The sequence below is a fragment of the Streptomyces aureocirculatus genome (genome assembly GCF_000720475.1).
Lineage (GTDB): Bacteria > Actinomycetota > Actinomycetes > Streptomycetales > Streptomycetaceae > Streptomyces > Streptomyces aureocirculatus.
In genome coordinates, this window is record NZ_JOAP01000036.1 from 23,084 (window position 1) to 41,846 (window position 18,763).

Annotated in this window: 15 protein-coding genes; 9 read left to right on the top strand and 6 right to left on the bottom strand. The window is 74.6% G+C overall.

Going from position 1 to position 18,763, the window contains the following annotated elements; genetic code table 11:
- The first annotated feature begins 120 nt into the window (after positions 1 to 120).
- Both IG78_RS0128530 and IG78_RS0128535 read left to right on the top strand, forming a co-directional pair.
- A complete protein-coding gene (locus tag IG78_RS0128530) occupies positions 121 to 2,109 on the top strand; it encodes a CoA transferase (protein WP_030568240.1) in 1,989 nt (662 codons plus the stop codon).
- A 305-nt stretch (positions 2,110 to 2,414) separates the two neighbouring features.
- Positions 2,415 to 4,142, top strand: a complete 1,728-nt coding sequence (locus IG78_RS0128535; RefSeq protein WP_030568241.1) for a class I adenylate-forming enzyme family protein — start codon at positions 2,415 to 2,417, stop codon at positions 4,140 to 4,142.
- A gap of 63 nt (positions 4,143 to 4,205) precedes the next feature.
- On the opposite strand, the gene IG78_RS0128540 is transcribed toward IG78_RS0128535, so the two are convergent.
- The 6 genes from IG78_RS0128540 to IG78_RS0128565 all read right to left on the bottom strand — a co-directional run bounded on the left by IG78_RS0128540 (position 4,206) and on the right by IG78_RS0128565 (position 9,977).
- The gene (locus IG78_RS0128540) at positions 4,206 to 5,048 is read right to left on the bottom strand and encodes a metal ABC transporter solute-binding protein, Zn/Mn family (protein WP_030568242.1); all 843 of its coding nucleotides are present in this window, start codon (positions 5,046 to 5,048) and stop codon (positions 4,206 to 4,208) included.
- Positions 4,979 to 5,872: a metal ABC transporter permease gene (locus IG78_RS0128545; RefSeq protein WP_030568243.1), complete on the bottom strand. Its 894-nt coding sequence runs from the start codon at positions 5,870 to 5,872 to the stop codon at positions 4,979 to 4,981. The genes IG78_RS0128540 and IG78_RS0128545 overlap by 70 nt, the downstream gene beginning before the upstream one ends.
- Positions 5,873 to 5,972: 100 nt before the next feature.
- The gene (locus IG78_RS0128550; RefSeq protein WP_030568244.1) at positions 5,973 to 6,611 is read right to left on the bottom strand and encodes an ABC transporter ATP-binding protein; all 639 of its coding nucleotides are present in this window, start codon (positions 6,609 to 6,611) and stop codon (positions 5,973 to 5,975) included.
- 110 nt (positions 6,612 to 6,721) lie between these two features.
- Positions 6,722 to 7,252 (bottom strand): copper chaperone PCu(A)C, encoded by a 531-nt coding sequence (locus IG78_RS0128555; RefSeq protein ID WP_225882255.1) that lies wholly within the window; start codon positions 7,250 to 7,252, stop codon positions 6,722 to 6,724.
- Entirely contained in the window at positions 7,249 to 9,648 is a 2,400-nt protein-coding gene (locus IG78_RS0128560) for a heavy metal translocating P-type ATPase (RefSeq protein ID WP_051853024.1), read from the bottom strand. Before IG78_RS0128560 ends, IG78_RS0128555 begins: the two co-directional genes overlap by 4 nt.
- Before the next feature lie 62 nt (positions 9,649 to 9,710).
- A complete protein-coding gene (locus IG78_RS0128565) occupies positions 9,711 to 9,977 on the bottom strand; it encodes a hypothetical protein (protein ID WP_030568247.1) in 267 nt (88 codons plus the stop codon).
- A 226-nt stretch (positions 9,978 to 10,203) separates the two neighbouring features.
- On the opposite strand from IG78_RS0128565, the gene IG78_RS0128570 reads away from it, so the two are divergent.
- From IG78_RS0128570 to IG78_RS0128600, 7 genes are all read left to right on the top strand, one after another.
- On the top strand, positions 10,204 to 10,587 hold the full coding sequence (locus IG78_RS0128570) for a cell division protein SepF (protein WP_030568248.1): 384 nt from the start codon (positions 10,204 to 10,206) through the stop codon (positions 10,585 to 10,587).
- A 227-nt stretch (positions 10,588 to 10,814) separates the two neighbouring features.
- The gene (locus IG78_RS0128575) at positions 10,815 to 11,999 is read left to right on the top strand and encodes an AAA family ATPase (protein WP_051853014.1); all 1,185 of its coding nucleotides are present in this window, start codon (positions 10,815 to 10,817) and stop codon (positions 11,997 to 11,999) included.
- A gap of 13 nt (positions 12,000 to 12,012) precedes the next feature.
- Positions 12,013 to 12,336: a nucleotide pyrophosphohydrolase gene (locus IG78_RS0128580; protein WP_030568252.1), complete on the top strand. Its 324-nt coding sequence runs from the start codon at positions 12,013 to 12,015 to the stop codon at positions 12,334 to 12,336.
- A 328-nt stretch (positions 12,337 to 12,664) separates the two neighbouring features.
- Positions 12,665 to 13,147, top strand: a complete 483-nt coding sequence (locus tag IG78_RS0128585; RefSeq protein WP_030568254.1) for a DUF6099 family protein — start codon at positions 12,665 to 12,667, stop codon at positions 13,145 to 13,147.
- Positions 13,148 to 13,570: 423 nt separating this feature from the next.
- Positions 13,571 to 14,494, top strand: a complete 924-nt coding sequence (locus IG78_RS0128590; RefSeq protein ID WP_030568256.1) for an LLM class F420-dependent oxidoreductase — start codon at positions 13,571 to 13,573, stop codon at positions 14,492 to 14,494.
- Between the two features lie 171 nt (positions 14,495 to 14,665).
- The gene (locus IG78_RS0128595) at positions 14,666 to 16,222 is read left to right on the top strand and encodes a 3' terminal RNA ribose 2'-O-methyltransferase Hen1 (RefSeq protein ID WP_030568258.1); all 1,557 of its coding nucleotides are present in this window, start codon (positions 14,666 to 14,668) and stop codon (positions 16,220 to 16,222) included.
- Entirely contained in the window at positions 16,219 to 18,762 is a 2,544-nt protein-coding gene (locus IG78_RS0128600) for a polynucleotide kinase-phosphatase (RefSeq protein WP_030568260.1), read from the top strand. Before IG78_RS0128595 ends, IG78_RS0128600 begins: the two co-directional genes overlap by 4 nt.
- The last annotated feature ends 1 nt before the right edge of the window (position 18,763 follow it).

An 18,763-nucleotide genomic window follows, 5' to 3' on the forward strand; every position in this document is an offset into this window, starting at 1 on the left:
GCGGGCCCGGGCGCCCGACTGTCTCTGCATGGAACTGGTCGGCTGCCGACGGCCCCGGGTTCCCGTTCGGAACGACCCCGGCGGGGGCTGCCCCGCGTGGGAAGAGGAGACACGACCGACATGACGTCACCAGCCCTCACCACCGCACAGGCCGCCGCCCGCCCCCTGGACGCGCTCCGCTGCGACGTCGCCGGGCCGCCGGAGCTGACGTGGCTCGCCGCCGAACACCTGCGACTGCTCGGTGCCACGCCCCAGGAGGGCACGCAGGGCGCCGACAAAGCGGCGGGCCCGTACGCACTGTCCGGCGGTCACGTCACCCTCGACGGCGCCGGGTTCGGGCCGGTCACGGGGGACGTTCTCTGGGCGGATCCGGCTGGACCGGCTGGACCGGCTGGACTGGGAGGGCCAGGAGGGCCAGGAGGGCCGGGAGGGCCTGGCCTGGATGGCGCGGCAGGCTCGGTCGGCTCCGAAGGTGCGGCGGCGTACGGCATAGCCCCCCGGCACGGGGAACCCCACGCCGCGGCCGCCCACGACGAGGCCACCGCGCAGGCGGCCACCGGCGTCATGGCCGTGCACGGCCGCCGCGACGGCACCCCGAGGGGCCTCGCCGCCGACTACACCGCCACCGCCGCGGGCGTCCTCGCCGTGCAGGGCTTGCTGGCCCAACTCTTCGCCCAGGCCCGCGGCGGCAACCCCGGTGCGAGCGGAACCGCCGGGCCGGGGGTGACCGTCAGCGCCACCCGCGCCGGACTCCTCTCCGTCTCCCAGTACTTCGCCGCCACCGGTGCCGACGAGGCCGAAGCCGCCGAACTCGCCCCCGGCGGACCCCCCTTCACCTCCGCCGACGGCACCCTCTTCGAGCTGGAGACCCTCGACCCGGGCGCCTGGGCCGCGTTCTGGCGGGCCCTCGGCGCCCCCGCCGAGGCGATACGCGCGGGGTGGCGCCCCTTCCAGTTCCGGTACGCGACCGCCTGCGCGCCCCTCCCCGACGCGCTGCACGCCACCGCCCGCGGCCACCGCTGGCCGCGTCTCCTGGAAGCCGCCGCGGCCTCCGGCGCCGAGGTGTGCGCGCTGCGCACCCTCGCCGAGCGCGCCGCGGAGCACGACGCCGCCGCCCCCTGGTCGCTGTCCCGGCTCGGCCCGGCCGCCGTCCCCGCGGGCCGCCCCGGCTCCCACCCGGCCACGCCCGGCCGCCCGCTGGCCGGGGTCACCGTCCTGGAGGCGGGCCGCCGCATCCAGGCACCGCTCGCCGCCCACCTGTTGCGCCTCCTCGGCGCCGACGTCGTACGCATCGAGCCCCCGGGCGGCGACCCGCTCCGCGGCATGCCGCCCGCCTGCGGCGGCGTCTCGGCCCGCTGGCTGGCCCTCAACCGCGGCAAGCGCGCCGTCGAGGCCGACATCAAGTCCCCCTCCGGGCGCCGCCGCCTGCGCGAACTCGTCGCGGAGGCGGATGTGTTCCTGCACAACTGGGCGCCGGGCAAGGCCGCGCAACTCGGCCTCGACGCCGCCGACCTCTCGGCCGTCAACCCCGGCATCGTGTACGCGTACACCAGCGGCTGGGCCGGTCGTCTGGACCCCGCCCCCATGGGTACGGACTTCATGGTGCAGGCCCGCACCGGCGTCGGCGCGGCGGTGCGTCCCGCCGACGAGCCGCCCGCGCCCTCCCTGATGACCCTTCTCGACGTACTCGGCGGCCTGCTCGGCGCGGAAGCCGTCCTCGCGGGACTGCTCCTGCGCGAGCGCAACGGCGGCCGCGGCGTACGCGTGGACTCCTCCCTGCTCGGCGCCGCCGACGTGCTCACCGCGCCCGCCCTGCACCGCGCGGCCCGCGGCGCCGAGCCCCGGCGCCCGGCGGGCTTCCGCCGCCCGCTGCGCACGGCCGACGGCTGGGTGGCCCCGGCCGACCGGTACGCGACCGCCGCGGCGGCGTACGACCTGACCGGTCTGCCCACGGCGGAGGCGCTGCGCCTGCTCGGCACGCACGGCCTGACGGCGACGGCCGTCACCACGGATCTCGCGTCCCTGCACGGCGACGCGCGCTTCGCGGGAACCATCGGCCGCGACTCGCTCGGCGCACCGACGGTCCCGGCCCCCTGGACCTTCACCTGACCCACCAGCCACCACTTGACCCACCGGACCCACCTGACCCATCCGTCCTATCCGACCCACCTGACACCGACCAGCACCTGAACACCGGCCATCCGGCGCCGATCACGCGACCACCGAGCACCTGGCACCGGCCACCTGACGCGGCCGCCAACCCGCCCTCGGCCCCGCACCGCCCGGCCGAGGGCGCGCCGCCCCCTCAGCGCTCACCTCCCGGCGCCCACCTCTGGCCCCCGGCGGTGGCGTGATCACCGGTGACCGGGTTCCGCAGCGCCCCACCCCGCCCGACCCACCCCCAGGAGCCCCGCATGCCCCTCCCCCTCCCCGATCTGCTTCCCCCCGCCCTGCGTCGCTCGTGGGCGCTCGACGGCACCTGTCCCGACCTCGACCTGTACAGCCTTTTCCGGGCACGGCAGATCAGCGACCTGCACCGCACCGCGGTCGTCGACGCCAAGGGCAAGCTCTGCTACACGGCGCTCGACCGCAAGGTCCGATGTCTGGCCGTCGGGCTCAGAGAGCTCGGCGTCGAAGCCGGTGACGTCGTCGGCGTGCAACTGCCCAACGGACGCGACGCAGTGATCGCCGATCTGGCGCTCGCCGCGGTCGGCGCGGTCGCGCTGCCGTTCCCGGTGGGCCGGGGGGCGGCGGAGGCCGCGAGCCTGCTGCGCCGGGCCGGAGCGGTGGCGGTCGTCGCCGCCACGGAACACCGTGGCGCCCGGCCCGCGGCGGAGCTCTTGGCCTCGGTGGCCGCCCCCGCACCGGCCCCGTCAGCGGGTCCCGCCCTCCGCCACGTCATAGCCGCGGGCCCGGGGAGGGCCCCCGAAGGGGCCGTGCCCTTGGGGGAGTTGCTGCGGCGCAGCGATCCGACGGCGTTCGTGTCCGCGCGGCCCGACCCGGACGGCGCGGCCCGCATCCTCGTCTCCTCGGGGTCCGAGGCAGAGCCGAAGATGGTCGCGTACTCGCACAACGCCCTGGCAGGCGGCCGCGGCAACTTCTTCGCCTCGCTGATGCCGGACCCGGCCACCCCGCCGCGCTGTCTCTTCCTCGTGCCGCTGGCCTCCGCCTTCGGGTCCAACGGCACGGCCGTCGCCCTCGCCCGGCACGGCGGCACCCTCGTACTGCTCGACCACTTCACCCCGCGGGCGGCGATCGACGCCGTCCGGGAACACGAGCCCACCCACATCCTCGGCGTACCGACGATGGCCCGCATGATCCTGGACCTCCTGGAACAGGAGCGGCGGGAGCAACACCCGCAGGCCGGGAAGCTGCCCGCGCCGACCGCCCTGGTCCTCGGCGGCGCCCCGCTGGACGCCACCACCGCGGCCGAGGCGCGCCGCGCGTTCGGCTGCGCCGTGGTGAACCTGTACGGCTCCGCGGACGGCGTCAACTGCCATACGGGCCTGGGGGCCGCCCCGGACGGGCCGGACCCCCTTGCCGAAGGGCCCGACGAAGGCTCCGCGGACCGGGGCGTCGTCGCGGGCCGCCCGGACCCCCGCGTCGCCGACATCCGCGTGGCCGACCCCACCACCCACGAACCCCTGCCCGCAGGCACGGTCGGCGAGATCGTCGCGCGCGGCCCCATGACCCCGCTCTGCTATGTGGGCGCCCCCGAACTGGACGCCCGCTACCGCACTCCCGAGGGCTGGGTACGCACCGGCGACCTCGGCCTCCTGGACGAGCACGGCGTGCTGCACGTCGTGGGACGGCTCAAGGACGTGGTGATCCGGGGCGGCGCGAACATCAGCCCGGCGGAGGTCGAACGGGAGCTGAGCGCGCATCCGTCGATACGTGACGTGGTGTGCGTGGGCGTACCCGACCCGCTGATGGGCGAGCGCCTCGCGGCCTGCGTGGTGCCGTCCGCCCACGCCGCGGGCGCGGGTGCGCCCACCCTCGACGACCTGGGCCGCCACCTCACCGACCGCGGCCTCGCACGCGCCAAACACCCCGAACGGCTCCTGCTCGTCCCCGAAATGCCCCTGACCCCCGCGGGCAAACCGGACCGCACGGCCCTGCGCGAGCGCGCCGCCCACGCCTGAGCCCCGGCCGCCGTACGTCCCCGAAGGAGCGTACGGCGGCCCCACCGGGCTCAGGGCGGGCGCTCAGGCGCTCTTCATCGCCTTCTTGAGCTGCTCCGCGGCCTCCCGGTACACCGGCAGCAGGTCCATGTCCTTCCCCGGATAGTTGACGATCTTCACCTGCTGGGCACCGGAGTCCGGCAGGACCTTGCCGGTGGACATGTGCGCGTTGTCGAGGACGAGCGCCGGCTTCTTCGCGGACAGGCCGGCGAGCTGGGAGGCGGTCACGGCCTCCGGGCCGTACGTGCCGACGGTCCGCGCGCCCGCCATGCGTGCCGACCACGTGGTGAACACCTGGCTGACGACGGCCGGGCTCTTCCCGCCGGGCCAGGACGCCTTGAGGTCCGCGGACAGCCGCGCGTACTCGCGGTCGAAGGTCCTGCGCCAGTTCGCCGCCGCGACCTCGGTGCCGAAGAGCTCGCCGAGGCGGGCCACTTCGTCCCGCACCTTCGCGGCGTCGTTGTCCAGGTTCACCCGCACCAGGTCGGCCTTCGAGCCCGCCGCGTCCTTGATCTTCCCCGCGTACGGCTCGAACGGCGCGTACAGCACGAAGTCCGCCTTCGTCACCGCCGCGAGGTCGGACGGCTTGGGGTCGTAGTCCGGCGCGTGCTGCGTGGAGGGCGGGACCAGGACCGTGACGTCCTTCGCGCCCGCCGCCTTCGCGAACGCGCCCTCCCACGTGGTCGTGGCGACGACGACAGGCCCGTCCTTCTTGCCGCCGGAGTCCCCGGAGCCGCCGCCGGAGGAGTCGTCGGAGCAGCCCGCGGCCGTCAGGGCGAGCACGGCGCTCAGCGCGATCAACGGGACGCGGGCGGAGACGCGGGAGGTGGGGCGGAGGGGAGGGGTGGGGACGCCGGTGCGCGCCATGAGGTGATGCTCCGTTCGGGGATGAGATGGACGGCGAGGACGACGGCCCCCGCGGTCAGGACGAGGACGGGCCCGGGCGGCCAGTCCAGCCACAGGGCGATGAGGAAGCCCGTGACGTTCACGGTGACGCCGATGGCCACGGCCCACAGCGCGATGGTGGTGAGCCGCCTGCCGAGGCGGCGCGCGGCGAGCGCGGGCAGCAGGGTGAGCGCGTCCACGAGCAGCGCCCCGGTCAGCTTGATCGCCCCTGCCACCGCCACGGCGACGAGGACGAGCAGGACGAGGGTGAGCGCGCCGACGGGAACGCCGGAGCACTGGGCGAGTTCGCGGTCGTACAGGAGCAGCGCCAGGTCGCGGCGGCGCCACCAGAACAGCACGGGGACGACCACGGCGAGCACCCCGACCACCACGAGGTCGGCGCTGCCCACGGACAGGATCGACCCCCACAGCAGCGCGAACGCGCCGGACGCGTTGACCCCGGACACGGACAGGACGAGCAGGGCGGCCGCGATCGCCATGCTCATCAAGAGCCCCATCGCCCCGGACAGACCGGCGGGGGACCCGGCCAGGGGGGCGACACCGGCTCCGGCGAGCGCGCAGGCCACCAGGGCGCACAGCATCGGGTCGAGGCCGGTGAGCAGACCGACGGCGATGCCGAGCAGCGCGACGTGCATCATCGCGAACCGCACCGGCATGATGTCGAGCCCCACGATCACGACCCCGACGATCGGAAGCCCGACGGCGGCGAGCAGCAACGCCCACCCGGCCCGCTGCACCGGCACGAGGTGCAGCAGCGCGCCGACATCGGCGGTGGCGAGGGTCATCGGGGGTCCTCCGGAGGGGGAGTCATGGCGACGGGGCCGAGCGCGGGCGTCGCCGCGTACGTCACGGCGACGGGTCCGAGCGCGGGCACTGCCGTGTACGTCACGGCGTCACCTCCCGCAGCTTCCCCGCCGCCATGTCGAAGACCCGGTCGCAGCGGGCGGCGAGCTCGCGGTCGTGGGTGACGACGACGAGCGTGACCGGCAGTGCCGTGAGGGCCGCCGCGGCCTCCTCCTGGCCCGCGAAGTCGAGGGCGGCGGTGGGCTCGTCGGCGAGCAGCACGCCCGCACCCGCGGCCACGCACCCGATGGCGCGGGCCAGGTACACACGCTGCAACTGGCCCCCGGACAGCGTGTCGAGGGGCCGGCGCCGCAGCTCGCCCACGCCGAGGTCGCTGGCCGCGTCGGCCGTCTGCTCGGGCGCGCCCGCGGAGTCCAGGAGTTCGCCCGCGAGCAGCGGGAACCGTCCGGTCGCGGGCTTCTGCGGCACCCAGGCGCAGGCCTGGCGCCGCCACGCCCGGTCCGCCGCCGACGCCGTACCGCGGCCGCCGACGAGGATGCTGCCCGTGTGCCGCCGGTGCAGTCCGAGGACGGCCCGCAGCAGTGTCGACTTGCCGGAGCCGTTCGTCCCTGTGAGGGCGACGCGCTCCCCGGCGGCGATGTCGAGATCCACCCCGTCGACAGCGACCACGCGCCCATGACCGCAGGTCACGCCCCGCATACGTACGTCAAGACCGCCCATCCGCTTCCCCGCACCCCTTCCAGGACCGCCCGTCCGGCGGCTCCCCGCGCGCCAGTAGTCGGACGGGGGGCGCGGGGAGTTCCCGTACACGTACGGCGGATCGGCGGCGCTCAGCTACCGGGCCGGACCACGACCGCCCGCACCCGTACGTCCCCGCCGTGCCGGAAGCGCAGCACGAAGGGCACCTCGTCGCCGAGCCGCAGGGTCTTCTGGGGGCGCAGCATCACGTCCAGGCCCTCGGGTGTCATCCGCACCACGGAACGCGCGGGCACCGCCGCGGAGCCGACCATCCGCATCGACTCCACGTTCCCCGCCCGTTCCACGGTCCGGCTCAGCATCACGTCGCCGGCCGCGGGCGAGGCGACGGACAGCAGGGTGTCGCCGGACTCCCCGCTGTTGGTGATCCGGAAGAAGGCCGCCGTCTCCGCCTTGCCGCCGTACGGCAGGAACACCCGGGCGTCGCCGACGGCGATGCGCGCGGGCCCGCCCGCGGCCCCGGCGGCGACCCAGGCCGAGAGGCCGGTGAGGGCCACCGCGCAGGCGACGACGGGGGCGAGCACACCGGGCAGATGCCGCCGCGCCCACGCGGCAGCGGCGGGCCTTTCGCCGCCTCTGGCGGCCACCGGCTTCTCCTCGCTCACCGAAGCCCACCTCCGCGCCGCGCCGCACTCCGCGGCGCCGCACTCCGCCGCGCCGGTTCCCACGTACGCAGCCGCAGGCTGTTCCCGACCACTAGCAGGGAGCTGAGGGACATCGCGACGGCCGCCGTCATCGGCCCGATGCGGCCGACCGCGGCGAGCGGCACGGCGAGGGCGTTGTAGCCGAACGCCCAGATCAGGTTGGTGCGGATGGTGGCCATGGTGCGGCGGGCGAGCCGCACCGCGACGGCAGCGGCGCCGATGTCACCGGCGGCCAGTGTCACATCGGCCGCGCCGATCGCGGTGTCGCTGCCGCAGCCCATGGCGATGCCCAGGTCGGCGCGGGCGAGCGCCGCGGCGTCGTTCACGCCGTCACCGAGCACCGCGACCCGGCGGCCATCGGCCCGCAACCGCCCGACGAGCGCCGCCTTGTCCTGCGGTGTGCAGCGCGCGTGCACCTCGTCGATCCCCAGGTCGGCGGCCACGGCGTGCGCGACCGCGGGGCGGTCCCCGGTGGCGAGCACAGGGCGCACACCGAGCCGCCGCAGTCGGTCCACGGCGCGGTAGCTCTCGGGCCGCAGCACGTCGCCCACGGCCACGACGGCCTCGACGACGCCGTCGACGCGCACCAGGACCACGGTCCGCGCGGCCGACTCGGCCTCAGCGAGGGCGCGGCCGAACACACCGGGCAGCACGCTGCCCGGGTCCGAGCCCGGCGAGCACACCTCCACCTCGCGCCCCTCCACCGTCCCGCGGACACCCTGCCCGGGCGTCGCGTGGAAGTCGGTGACCTGGGGCAGCTCGGTGACCAGAGGCAACTCCGCCGCCGCCAGTTCCTGTCTGGCGTACGCGACGACGGCGCGCCCCAGCGGGTGCTCGGAGCCGCCTTCGACGGCCCCGGCGAGCCGCAGCACCGCGTCGCGGCCGAGGCCGTCCGGTGCGGCGGTGACGTCGGTGACGGTCATACGGCCCGTCGTCAGCGTGCCGGTCTTGTCGAGGACGACGGTGTCGATCCGGCGCAGCGTCTCCAGGGCGCGTGGCCCGCTGATCAGCACGCCGAGCCGGGCACCGCGCCCGGTGGCGGCGAGCAGCGCGGTGGGCGTCGCGAGGCCCAGTGCGCAGGGGCAGGCGACGACGAGGACCGCCACGGACGCGGTGACCGCCGCCTCGGGTGCGGCGCCCGCGCCCAGCCAGAACCCGAGGACGGTCACGGCCAGCGTCAGGACCACGGGGACGAAGACGCCCGCCGCGGCGTCCGCGAGCCGCTGGGCGCGCGCCTTGCCCGCCTGGGCGTCCGTCACCATGCGTGTGATGCGGGCGAGTTGCGTGTCGGCGCCCACCGCGGTCGCGCGGACCGTGAGGAACCCGCCCGCGTTCACGGCGGCGCCGACGACGGCTCCGCCGGGCCCGGCCGCCACCGGCTCGCTCTCACCGGTGACGAGCGACAGGTCGAGCGCGGACGTGCCGGACACCACCACGCCGTCGGTGGCCACCCGCTCCCCGGGCCGCACCACGAACTCCTGGCCCACCCGCAGTTGTCCGGCGGGGATCCGCCGCTCCGTGCCGTCCGCGTCCCGTACCGCGACGTCCTTGACGGCGAGCGAGGCCAGTGAACGCAGCGCCGCACCCGTGCGGTGCCGCGCCCGTGACTCCAGGAAGCGTCCCGCGAGCACGGAGAGCGGCACCCCGACCGCCGCCTCCAGGTACACGTGGTGGGCACCGCCGCCCGCGGCCGGAAGCACCTCGAACGGCATCCGCGTCCCCGGCTCGCCCGCGCCACCGATGAACAGGGCGTACACCGACCACGAGAAGGAGGCGGCGACACCGAGCGACACCAGGGTGTCCATGGTCGCGGCGGCGTGCCGCAGCCCGCGCAGCGCCCGCCGGTGGAACGGCCACGCGCCCCACACCGCCACCGGCGCCGTGAGCACGAAGCACAGCCACTGCCAGTTGCGGAACTGCCAGGCGGGCACCATGGGCAGGACGAGCACGGGCAGCGAGAGCGCGGCGGTGACCAGGAGCCGGTGCCGCTCGGCACGCCGCTCCCTCGCGTCCCTCGCGGCGTCCGTGTCCTGTGTGCTGTCGGTGGCGTGCCGGGCGTCGATGCCGTCTGTGCCGTCTGTGGCATCTGTGGCATCTGTGGCATCTGTGGCATCTGTGCCGACGGTGCCGTCTGCGGTCGCCGCGTTGACCGGCGTCACTCGTTCCGGTTCCGCGGGCGGGGGCGGCAGTTCGGCGGTGTACCCGGCCCGTACGACGACGGCGACGAGGTCGTCCGGCGAGGTGCCCGTGGGGTGGCGCACCCGGGCCCGACCGGTGGCGAGGTTCACGGTGGCGCTGACCCCGGGGAGCCCGCCCAGCTTCTTCTCGACCCGGTTCACGCAGGCGGCGCAGGTCATGCCGCCGACGAGCAGGTCGGTGGTCGTGCCTTCGCCGGTTGCCGGGGCCGTGGTCCCGGCGGTCACCGGCCGTGCCCCCCGTGCGAACCGCCGTGCCCGCCATCGCCACCGGTGCCGCCTTCGCGGCTCGTGTCGCCGCCGGGGTCCGACGACCGCATGCCCGGCGCGACCGGCCCCACCGCCGAGCCGACCTGGTGGGCGACGGCGAAGACGACGACGAGCAGCACGACGAAGCCGAGCAGCGCGGGCGGCGGCCGCCACCGCCGCACACCGCCCGGTGCGCGGTCGGAACCCGCCGTACGCGCGGTGGTTGAACGCTCGTCTGCCATCGACGCTCCCGTGACTGGTTTGGGGGTACGGGGCCGCGGACACCCGGCACCGGGCAGGTGGTCGTGCGGGCGGGGCGGCGGGTTCCCGGGTGTTCTCGTGGCGTTGGCGCGCCGCTCGCACATGTGACACGTGCCATGCGACCGTGTCGTGGTTGGGCCGATCGGGTGAGTTGCGTAAGAATTGCCAGGTGCAGACGTTGAGGACGAGCCAGGACGGGGTTGCTCTGTGACCAGCCACGAAGCCACCGACGAACAGTGGGAGGGGCTCGCCCAGGTAGTACCGCTGCGCGGCCGCAACGAGTGGCCGTCATGGCCAGGGCACGGCGCGCTGCCCGACGCGGAGACGGAGGCGCGCCGGCGCTTCATCGTCACGCGCGTGAACATCTTCGCGGACGCCCGCGACGTCGCCGAGTACCTGATGGCGCAGACACCGGTCCTGCTCGACCTGTCCGGCGCCGAGGCCGAAGTCGCCAAACGCGTCCTGGACTTCAGCAGCGGCGTGGTCTTCGGCCTCGGCTGCGGCATGCACCGCGTGGAGAAGAACGTCTTTCTCCTGTCACCGCCCGACACGGAGGTCCAGGGCCTCGTGGAGGCGGCGACCGGCATCTGACCGGCGACCGGCATCCGCCCGGTGCCTGTGCGTGGCCCGGTGCCTGTGCGTGGCTCAGCGACCGTGCGTGGCCCGGCGACCGTGCGTGGCCCCGCGACCGTGCGTGGCCTGGCGTGATCTAGCCCACCACACCCCGCCACGTGGGACTTCGGGCCGTGATCCCTCGATCGTGCGAAGGTCCGTCGGGCGGAACGGTTCGGCTGGAACGGCAGCCATAACGTCCGGTCATGAGTGTGCACTCCCGCCGGGCGCTCGCGCAGGATCGGACGGCCCGCGCCAGGCCCCGCGTCACCGAGCTGCGTCTTTCCGCCTTCGAGGGGCACCGGGGCGCCGCGTTCCCGCTCGGTCCGCTCACTCTGTTCGCGGGGCCGAGCGGCAGCGGAAAGACCAGCGCGCTCCGGGCGTACGAGGCGCTGGCGCTGCTCGGCGCGGGAGCCGAGCTGATCGACGCCTTCCCGCAGCCCGCCCGCTGTGTGCCCGAGCGGGCGCGGGCCGACGGCCAGGCCCGCCGCGGCTTCCGCATCGGCTGCACGGTCGACGGCCCCGCCGGACCCGTACGCCTCGACGTGGCCGTCCAGGCCGAACCGGAACTGCGCATCGCGGGCGAACGGTTGACGCGCGACGGACTCACGCTCCTGGAGACCGCCCTGCGCGACCCCGGCCGCCGCGCCGTCCAGGCGGCCTGGCACACCGCGGGCGCCGCGCCCGTCACCCGCGCGCCCCTGCCCGACGACCGCCTCGGCACGGCCCTGCTGCCGCTGCGCGTCGCGGGCAAGACCGACGGCCAGCGCCTGGTGCTCGCCGCCGCCGAGCAGGTCGTCGTCGCCCTGCGCTCGGTGTTCGCCTGCGACCCCCGCCCCACCCGCATGCGCGAGCCCGTGCCGCCAGGACTCGTCGGCACCGGGCGCCTCCTCGGGGGCTGCGACAACCTCGCGGAAGTCCTGTGGCGCACCCGCTCCGAGTGCGGTACCCGGCACGCCCAGCTCGTGACCGCGCTGCGTGCCGGGTGCGCGGGGCCCGTGGCCGACGTACGCGCCGAGGAGACGCGGGACGGCGCGCTGCGGGCACTGCTCGACCGCGGTGACGGCGTGCGCACCTCCATGGGCCGCCTCGGCGACGGCGAACTGCGCTATCTGGCCCTCGCCCTGGTCCTGCTCACCGGCCCCCGGGTCCTGGAGGTCGACCCGGCGGCGGAGGTCCCCGAGGCCTACCAGAGCCTCACGGTCCTCGCCGACGGCTTCGACCGCTGTCTGGACCAGCGCCAGAAGCGGGCCATCGCCGACCTCGCGGCCCGTATGTGCGCCCGCGGCCACCTGCGCCTGATCGGTGCCGTGGCCGACGCCACCTGGGCCGCGACGGCGGACGGCGTGACCGTGGTGGACCTGGGGCGGCCCGGACCTGCCGGGATGTAGTTGACTTGGGGCCGTGACAGATCATGACGTAGCGGGACTGCAGCGCAGGCTGGCCGAGTTCGCGGCCGCGCGCGACTGGGAGCCCTACCACACGCCCAAGAACCTGGCCGCCGCGCTCAGCGTGGAGGCCGCCGAACTCGTGGAGATCTTCCAGTGGCTGACCCCGGAGGAGTCGGCACGGATCATGGACGACCCGGAGTCGGCGCACCGCGTCACCGACGAGGTCGCCGACGTCCTCGCCTATCTGCTGCAGTTCTGCGGCCGACTGGGCATCGATCCGCTCACGGCGCTTGCGGCGAAGATCGACCGGAACGAGCACCGCTTCCCGGCGCCCTAGCCCCAGCCCTGGACGGCTCCACCGCGCAACCGCTCCACGGCGCAACCGGTGCTGAGCCCCCGGCATTCACGGCGCACACGGCGCGCACCCCCGCCCCTCAAGTCCTCTCAAGTCGTGTGCCGTCACCACCCGTTGGACATGCCGAAAGCCCCCCAAAGACACCTCATCGTCACTCTCCGCAGTCAATGCATTGTCCATTGGCGAATTTTTGTCCACAGATTTCAGGCTTCCTCTGGCTTTTCGTCCTGAAGGCGCTCACTGTGGGTAGTGGTTAGGGGAGTTCGGTTGCACGTGCTGTGTGAGGGCGCGGGATGAATGGGGACGGCGCATGGATGCGATGCGGCTCATCGAGGCGAGCAGGTGCGCTCTGGCGCGAAGTCGGGAGCCCGCCTCCCTCGTGGCGGAGGTGTGGCAGTCCCAGGCTCTGGCGCAGGCGATCGGCAGCCGCCTCGCGGTCGCGGGGCCTCCGGAGTTACGGGGCGAGGCGCTCGGCCTCAGCGAACTGAGCGGCAGGGGCTGCGCGGTCCTGAGCCACCCCCCGCCGACACCCCAGGAGATACGCGCGGCGAAGCTGACGACGATAGGCGATGCCCACGACACCCTCCTCGGCCTCGGCGTGCTCCTGGGTGAAGTGGGCATCGCCCTGGTCACGGTGGCGATGGGCGCCGACGACGAGGGGGTGTACTGGCAGTGCATGGAGGCCATCGACGCGGCCGACGAGGCCAGGGACCGCGTCCTGGAGATGCTCCGCAGACTCGCCGCCAGAGCGCGCGACACCCCGGAGCCCTCGGGGACCCGCCCCGTCTGCTGAGACGAGCCACCGCCCCGGCCATCCTCAGGCGCCGCCAGACCCACCGCCCACCGTTCCGCGCTCGCCTGCCGTTCCGCGCCCGTCCGCCGTTCCGCGCTCGCCTGCCGTTCCGCGCCCGCCCGCCGTTCCGGCACCGTCCGCCGTTCCGCCGCCGCCCACCGGCGGATGCCCCACCGGCGGATGCCCCGCCGCGGGGGCGCGCCCCGGCCGGGCAAGGCGGTTGCTGCGGGGGCGCCCCGGCGAGGCCGCCGGCGCGGGTGCCGGGCGGTCCGGCTCCGCACCGGCCAACGATCTTCCGTACGGCGTAGTCACTGGGACGGCCACGCCCCGGCCGCCGCACGCGAGGATTTCACCCGACCGGGGCGGCGGCGCCCTGCCCGGACGGAGAACGTTGACGGGTGTTCGAGCGTGCAGGATGGACCCATGGATCTTCGCATCTTCACCGAGCCCCAGCAGGGGGCCACTTATGACACGCTGCTCACCGTCGCCAAGGCCACCGAGGACCTCGGCTTCGACGCCTTCTTCCGCTCCGACCACTATCTGCGCATGGGCTCTGCCGACGGTCTGCCGGGGCCCACGGACGCCTGGATCACGCTGGCGGGCCTCGCGCGCGAGACGAAGCGGATCCGGCTCGGGACGCTCATGACGGCCGGTACCTTCCGGCTGCCGGGTGTGCTCGCCATCCAGGTGGCCCAGGTCGACCAGATGTCCGGCGGCCGGGTGGAACTCGGACTCGGAGCGGGCTGGTTCGAGGAGGAGCACAAGGCGTACGGCATCCCGTTCCCGAAGGAGAAGTTCGCGCGCCTTGAGGAGCAGTTGGCGATCGTCACCGGGCTGTGGGCGACGGAGCCCGGCCGCACGTTCTCCTACGAGGGCACCCACTACCAGCTCACCGACTCGCCCGCGCTGCCCAAGCCCGCGCAGACCAAGGTGCCGGTCCTGATCGGCGGCCACGGCGCGACGCGCACGCCCCGTCTCGCCGCGCAGTACGCGGACGAGTTCAACATCCCGTTCGCCTCGGTCGAGGACAGCGAGCGGCAGTTCGGCCGGGTGCGGGCCGCGGCCGAGCAGGCCGGGCGCAAGCCCGACGACCTGGTGTACTCCGCCGCCCTTGTGGCGTGCGTCGGCAAGGACGACGCCGAGGTCGGGCGCCGCGCGGCGGTCATCGGCCGCGATGTTCAGGAGCTGAAGGCCAACGGCCTCGCGGGCTCCCCGGCCGAGGTCGTCGACAAGATCGGCCGGTACGCGGAGATCGGCGCGAGCCGTGTCTACCTCCAGTGCCTGGACCTGGCCGACCTGGACCACCTGGAGCTGATCTCGGCGCAGGTGCAGTCGCAACTGGCCTGACCCGGGCAAGCCGGTCCGACCCGGGCAAGCCGGTCCGACCCGGGCAAGCCGGTCCGACCCGGGCCGCGGGTGGTCGCCGCACTCGGCGACCGCCCGCGACCTGCGGCCCTGCCCGCCCGTGCCGGAGAATCCTGGGTGCGGCCCGGGGGGCTTCGCTGTACGTTTGTGCAGGTGTTTCTGACCCTCACCACCACCGGTTCCCCCGAACGCCCCGCCACCGACCTCGGGTTCCTGCTGCACAAGCATCCCGGCAGGGCGCAGGCGTTCGCCACGTCCTACGGGCAGGCGCACGTCTTCTACCCCGAGGCGACAGAGGAGCGCTGCACGGCGGCGCTGCTTCTCGAAGTGGACCCCGTGGCGCTGGTGCGGCGAGGCAGGGGCGGTGGGGGCAAGGGCCGCGGCGCCGCCCCGGACGCGGCGCTCGCGCAGTACGTGAACGACCGGCCGTACGCGGCGTCCTCGCTGCTCGCCGTCGCCCTGGGCGGAGTGTTCTCCAGCGCGTTGCGCGGTGTCTGCAAGGCCCTGCCCGAGCGGGCCGGACAGCCGCTTCCGCTGCGCGTGGAGGTGCCCGCGCTGCCCGCGCGCGGCGGCCCCGAGCTGGTGCGGGCACTGTTCGAGCCGCTGGGCTGGACGGTCACTGCCGATCCTGTGCCGCTCGACGAGCGCTTCCCCGACTGGGGCGACTCGCGGTACGTGCGCCTCGTCCTTCAGGTGCCGGACGGCGTGCTGACCCTCGGCGCCGCACTGCGCCACCTGTATGTGCTCCTTCCGGTGCTCGACGACGCCAAGCACTACTGGGTCTCGGCCGACGAGGTCGACAAGCTGCTTCGCGCGGGCGAGGGCTGGCTCGCGGGCCACCCTGAGCAGCGCCTGATCACCAGCCGCTATCTCGCGCGCCGCTGGTCCCTGACGCGTGCGGCCATGGAGCGGCTCGAACTGGTCAGGCTCGCCGACGCCGACGACACGGACGTCGACGAGATCGACAACGCCGTCACCGACGAAGGGCCGGACGAGGAACCGCAGGTGCCGCTCGCCGTGCGGCGCCGCGAGACGCTCCTCGCCGCCCTCGAGGCGTCGGGCGCCACCCGCGTGCTCGACCTCGGCTGCGGCCAGGGCCAGTTGGTGCAGGCGCTCCTGAAGGACACGCGGTACACCCAGATCGTGGGCGTCGACGTGTCGATGCGCGCCCTGACCGTCGCCGCCCGGCGGCTGAAGCTGGAGCGGATGGGCGAGCGTCAGGCGGACCGCGTGGCGCTCTTCCAGGGCTCACTCGCGTACACCGACAAACGCCTCAAGGGGTACGACGCGGCGGTGCTCAGCGAGGTCGTCGAGCACGTCGACCCGGAGCGCCTGCCGGCCCTGGAGTACGCGGTGTTCGGCTCGGCGCGTCCGCGCACCGTCCTCGTCACGACGCCGAACGTCGAGTACAACGTCCGCTGGGAGACCCTCCCGGCAGGCCACGTCCGGCACGGCGACCACCGCTTCGAATGGACCCGCGAGGAGTTCCGCGCCTGGGCGGACGGGGTCGCCCGGCGGCACGCGTACGCGGTGCGGTTCGCACCCGTGGGCCCCGACGACCCCGCGGTGGGCCCGCCGACGCAGATGGCGGTCTTCACACGTACGGACGAGGGTTCCACGCGTACGGACGACGGTTCCACGCGTACGGACGACGGTTCGACGCGTACGGACAACAGCACCGGAAACGGGAAGGGAGCGCAGGCCGCATGACGAAGGAAAGAATCCGCCTCGCCGTCACCGACCTCTGCCTCGTCGTGCTCGTCGGCGCCACCGGATCGGGCAAGTCCACCTTCGCGCGGCGGCACTTCGCGCCCACCGAGGTGCTTTCGAGCGACTTCTGCCGGGGGCTCGTCGCCGACGACGAGAACGACCAGAGCGCGAGCGGCGACGCCTTCGACGTACTGCACTACATCGCAGGCAAGCGGCTCGCGGCCGGGCGCCGTACCGTCGTCGACGCCACCAACGTGCAGTCCGACAGCCGCAAGCAGCTCATCGACCTTGCCAGGCGGCACGACGTGCTGCCCGTCGCCATCGTGCTCGACGTCCCCGAGGAGGTGTGCGCCGAGCGGAACGCCGCGCGCGCCGACCGCGCCGGGCTCCCGCGCCGCGTCATCCAGCGCCACCAGCGCGAACTGCGCCGCTCCTGCAAGCACCTGGAGCGCGAGGGCTTCCGCAAGGTGCACGTCCTGCGGGGCGTCGCGGAGATCGACCGCGCCGAGATCGTCACCGAGCGGCGCTACAACGACCTCAGACACCTCAGGGGGCCCTTCGACATCGTCGGCGACATCCACGGCTGCGCGAGCGAACTGGAGACGCTGCTCGGCAAGCTCGGCTACGTCGACGGCGCGCACCCCGAGGGCCGCACCGCCGTGTTCGTCGGCGACCTCGTCGACCGCGGCCCGGACAGCCCCGGCGTCCTGCGCCGCGTCATGAGCATGGTCGCGAACGGCACCGCCCTGTGCGTACCGGGCAACCACGAGAACAAGCTCGGCCGCTATCTGAAGGGCCGGGGTGTCCAGCACACCCACGGCCTCGCCGAGACGATCGCGCAACTGGAGGCGGAGGACGCCCGCGACCCGGACTTCCGGACGCGGGTGCGGGAGTTCGTGGACGGCCTCGTCAGCCACTACGTCCTCGACGGCGGCAAGCTGGTGGTGTGCCACGCGGGCCTGCCGGAGAAGTACCACGGCCGCACCTCGGGCCGGGTGCGTTCGCACGCGCTGTACGGCGACACCACCGGCGAGACCGACGAATTCGGTCTTCCCGTGCGCTACCCGTGGGCCGAGGACTACCGCGGCAAGGCCGCCGTGGTCTACGGCCACACACCGGTGCCGACGGCGACCTGGCTGAACAACACCATCTGCCTGGACACCGGCGCGGTCTTCGGCGGCAGGCTCACCGCGCTGCGCTGGCCGGAGCGCGAGCTCGTCGACGTCCCCGCGGAGCGGGTCTGGTACGAACCGGCGAAGCCGCTGCGCACGGACGCGCCCGGCGGGCACGACGGCCGCCCGCTCGACCTCGGTGACGTGCACGGCCGCCGTGTCGTGGAGACCAGGCACGCAGGGCGCGTCACCGTCCGCGAGGAGAACGCGGCGGCGGCCCTCGAGGTCATGAGCCGCTTCGCAGCCGACCCGCGCCTGGTGCCGTATCTGCCGCCGACGATGGCGCCGACGGCCGCCTCGCGGCGCGAAGGCTACCTGGAGCACCCGGAGGAAGCCTTCGCGCAGTACCGGGCGGACGGCGTCGAGCGCGTCGTGTGCGAGGAGAAGCACATGGGCTCCCGCGCGGTGGTCCTGGTGTGCAAGGACGCGGACGCGGCCCGCGCGCGCTTCGGCGTGGACGGCCCCACGGGCGCGCTCTGCACCCGTACGGGGCGCCCCTTCCTCGACGACCCCGCGCTCACCGACGAGCTGCTCGCCCGGGTGCGGGCGGCCGTCGACGCGGCCGGGCTGTGGAGGGACCTCACGACCGACTGGCTGCTGCTCGACGCCGAGCTGATGCCGTGGTCCCTGAAGGCCAAGGGCCTGCTGCGCACGCAGTACGCCGCCGTGGGGGCCGCCTCCCGCGCGGTCTTTCCGGGCGCGCTCGCCGCCCTGGAGGCCGCCACCGCGCGGGGCGTCGACGTCCAGGACCTGCTCGACAGGCAGCGTGAACGCGCCGCGGACGCGTCCGCGTTCACCGACGCCTACCGCCGCTACTGCTGGCCCACCGACGGTCTCGACGGTGTGCACCTCGCACCGTTCCAGATCCTGGCGGCCCAGGGCAGGAGCCTCGCCGCGCTGCCGCACGACGGGCAACTCGCCCTGATCGACCGCATGGTGGAGCACGACGGCACCGGCCTGCTGCGCACCACGCGCCGCCTGTACGTCGACACCGGCGACGAGGAGTCGGTACGGGCGGGTGTCGACTGGTGGCTGGAGATGACGGGGCGCGGCGGCGAGGGCATGGTCGTCAAGCCCGTCGGCGCGCTGGTGCGCGACGGCAAGGGACGGCTCGTACAGCCCGGCATCAAGTGCCGGGGCCGCGAGTACCTGCGGATCATCTACGGCCCGGAGTACACCCGTCCGGAGAACCTGGAGAAGCTCCGCGGCCGCTCCCTCGGCCACAAGCGCTCGCTCGCCGTCCGGGAGTACGCGCTCGGCCTCGAAGCCCTCGACCGGCTCGCGGACGGTGAGCCGCTGTGGCGGGTGCACGAGGCGGTGTTCGCGGTCCTCGCCCTTGAGTCGGAGCCGGTGGACCCGCGGCTCTGAG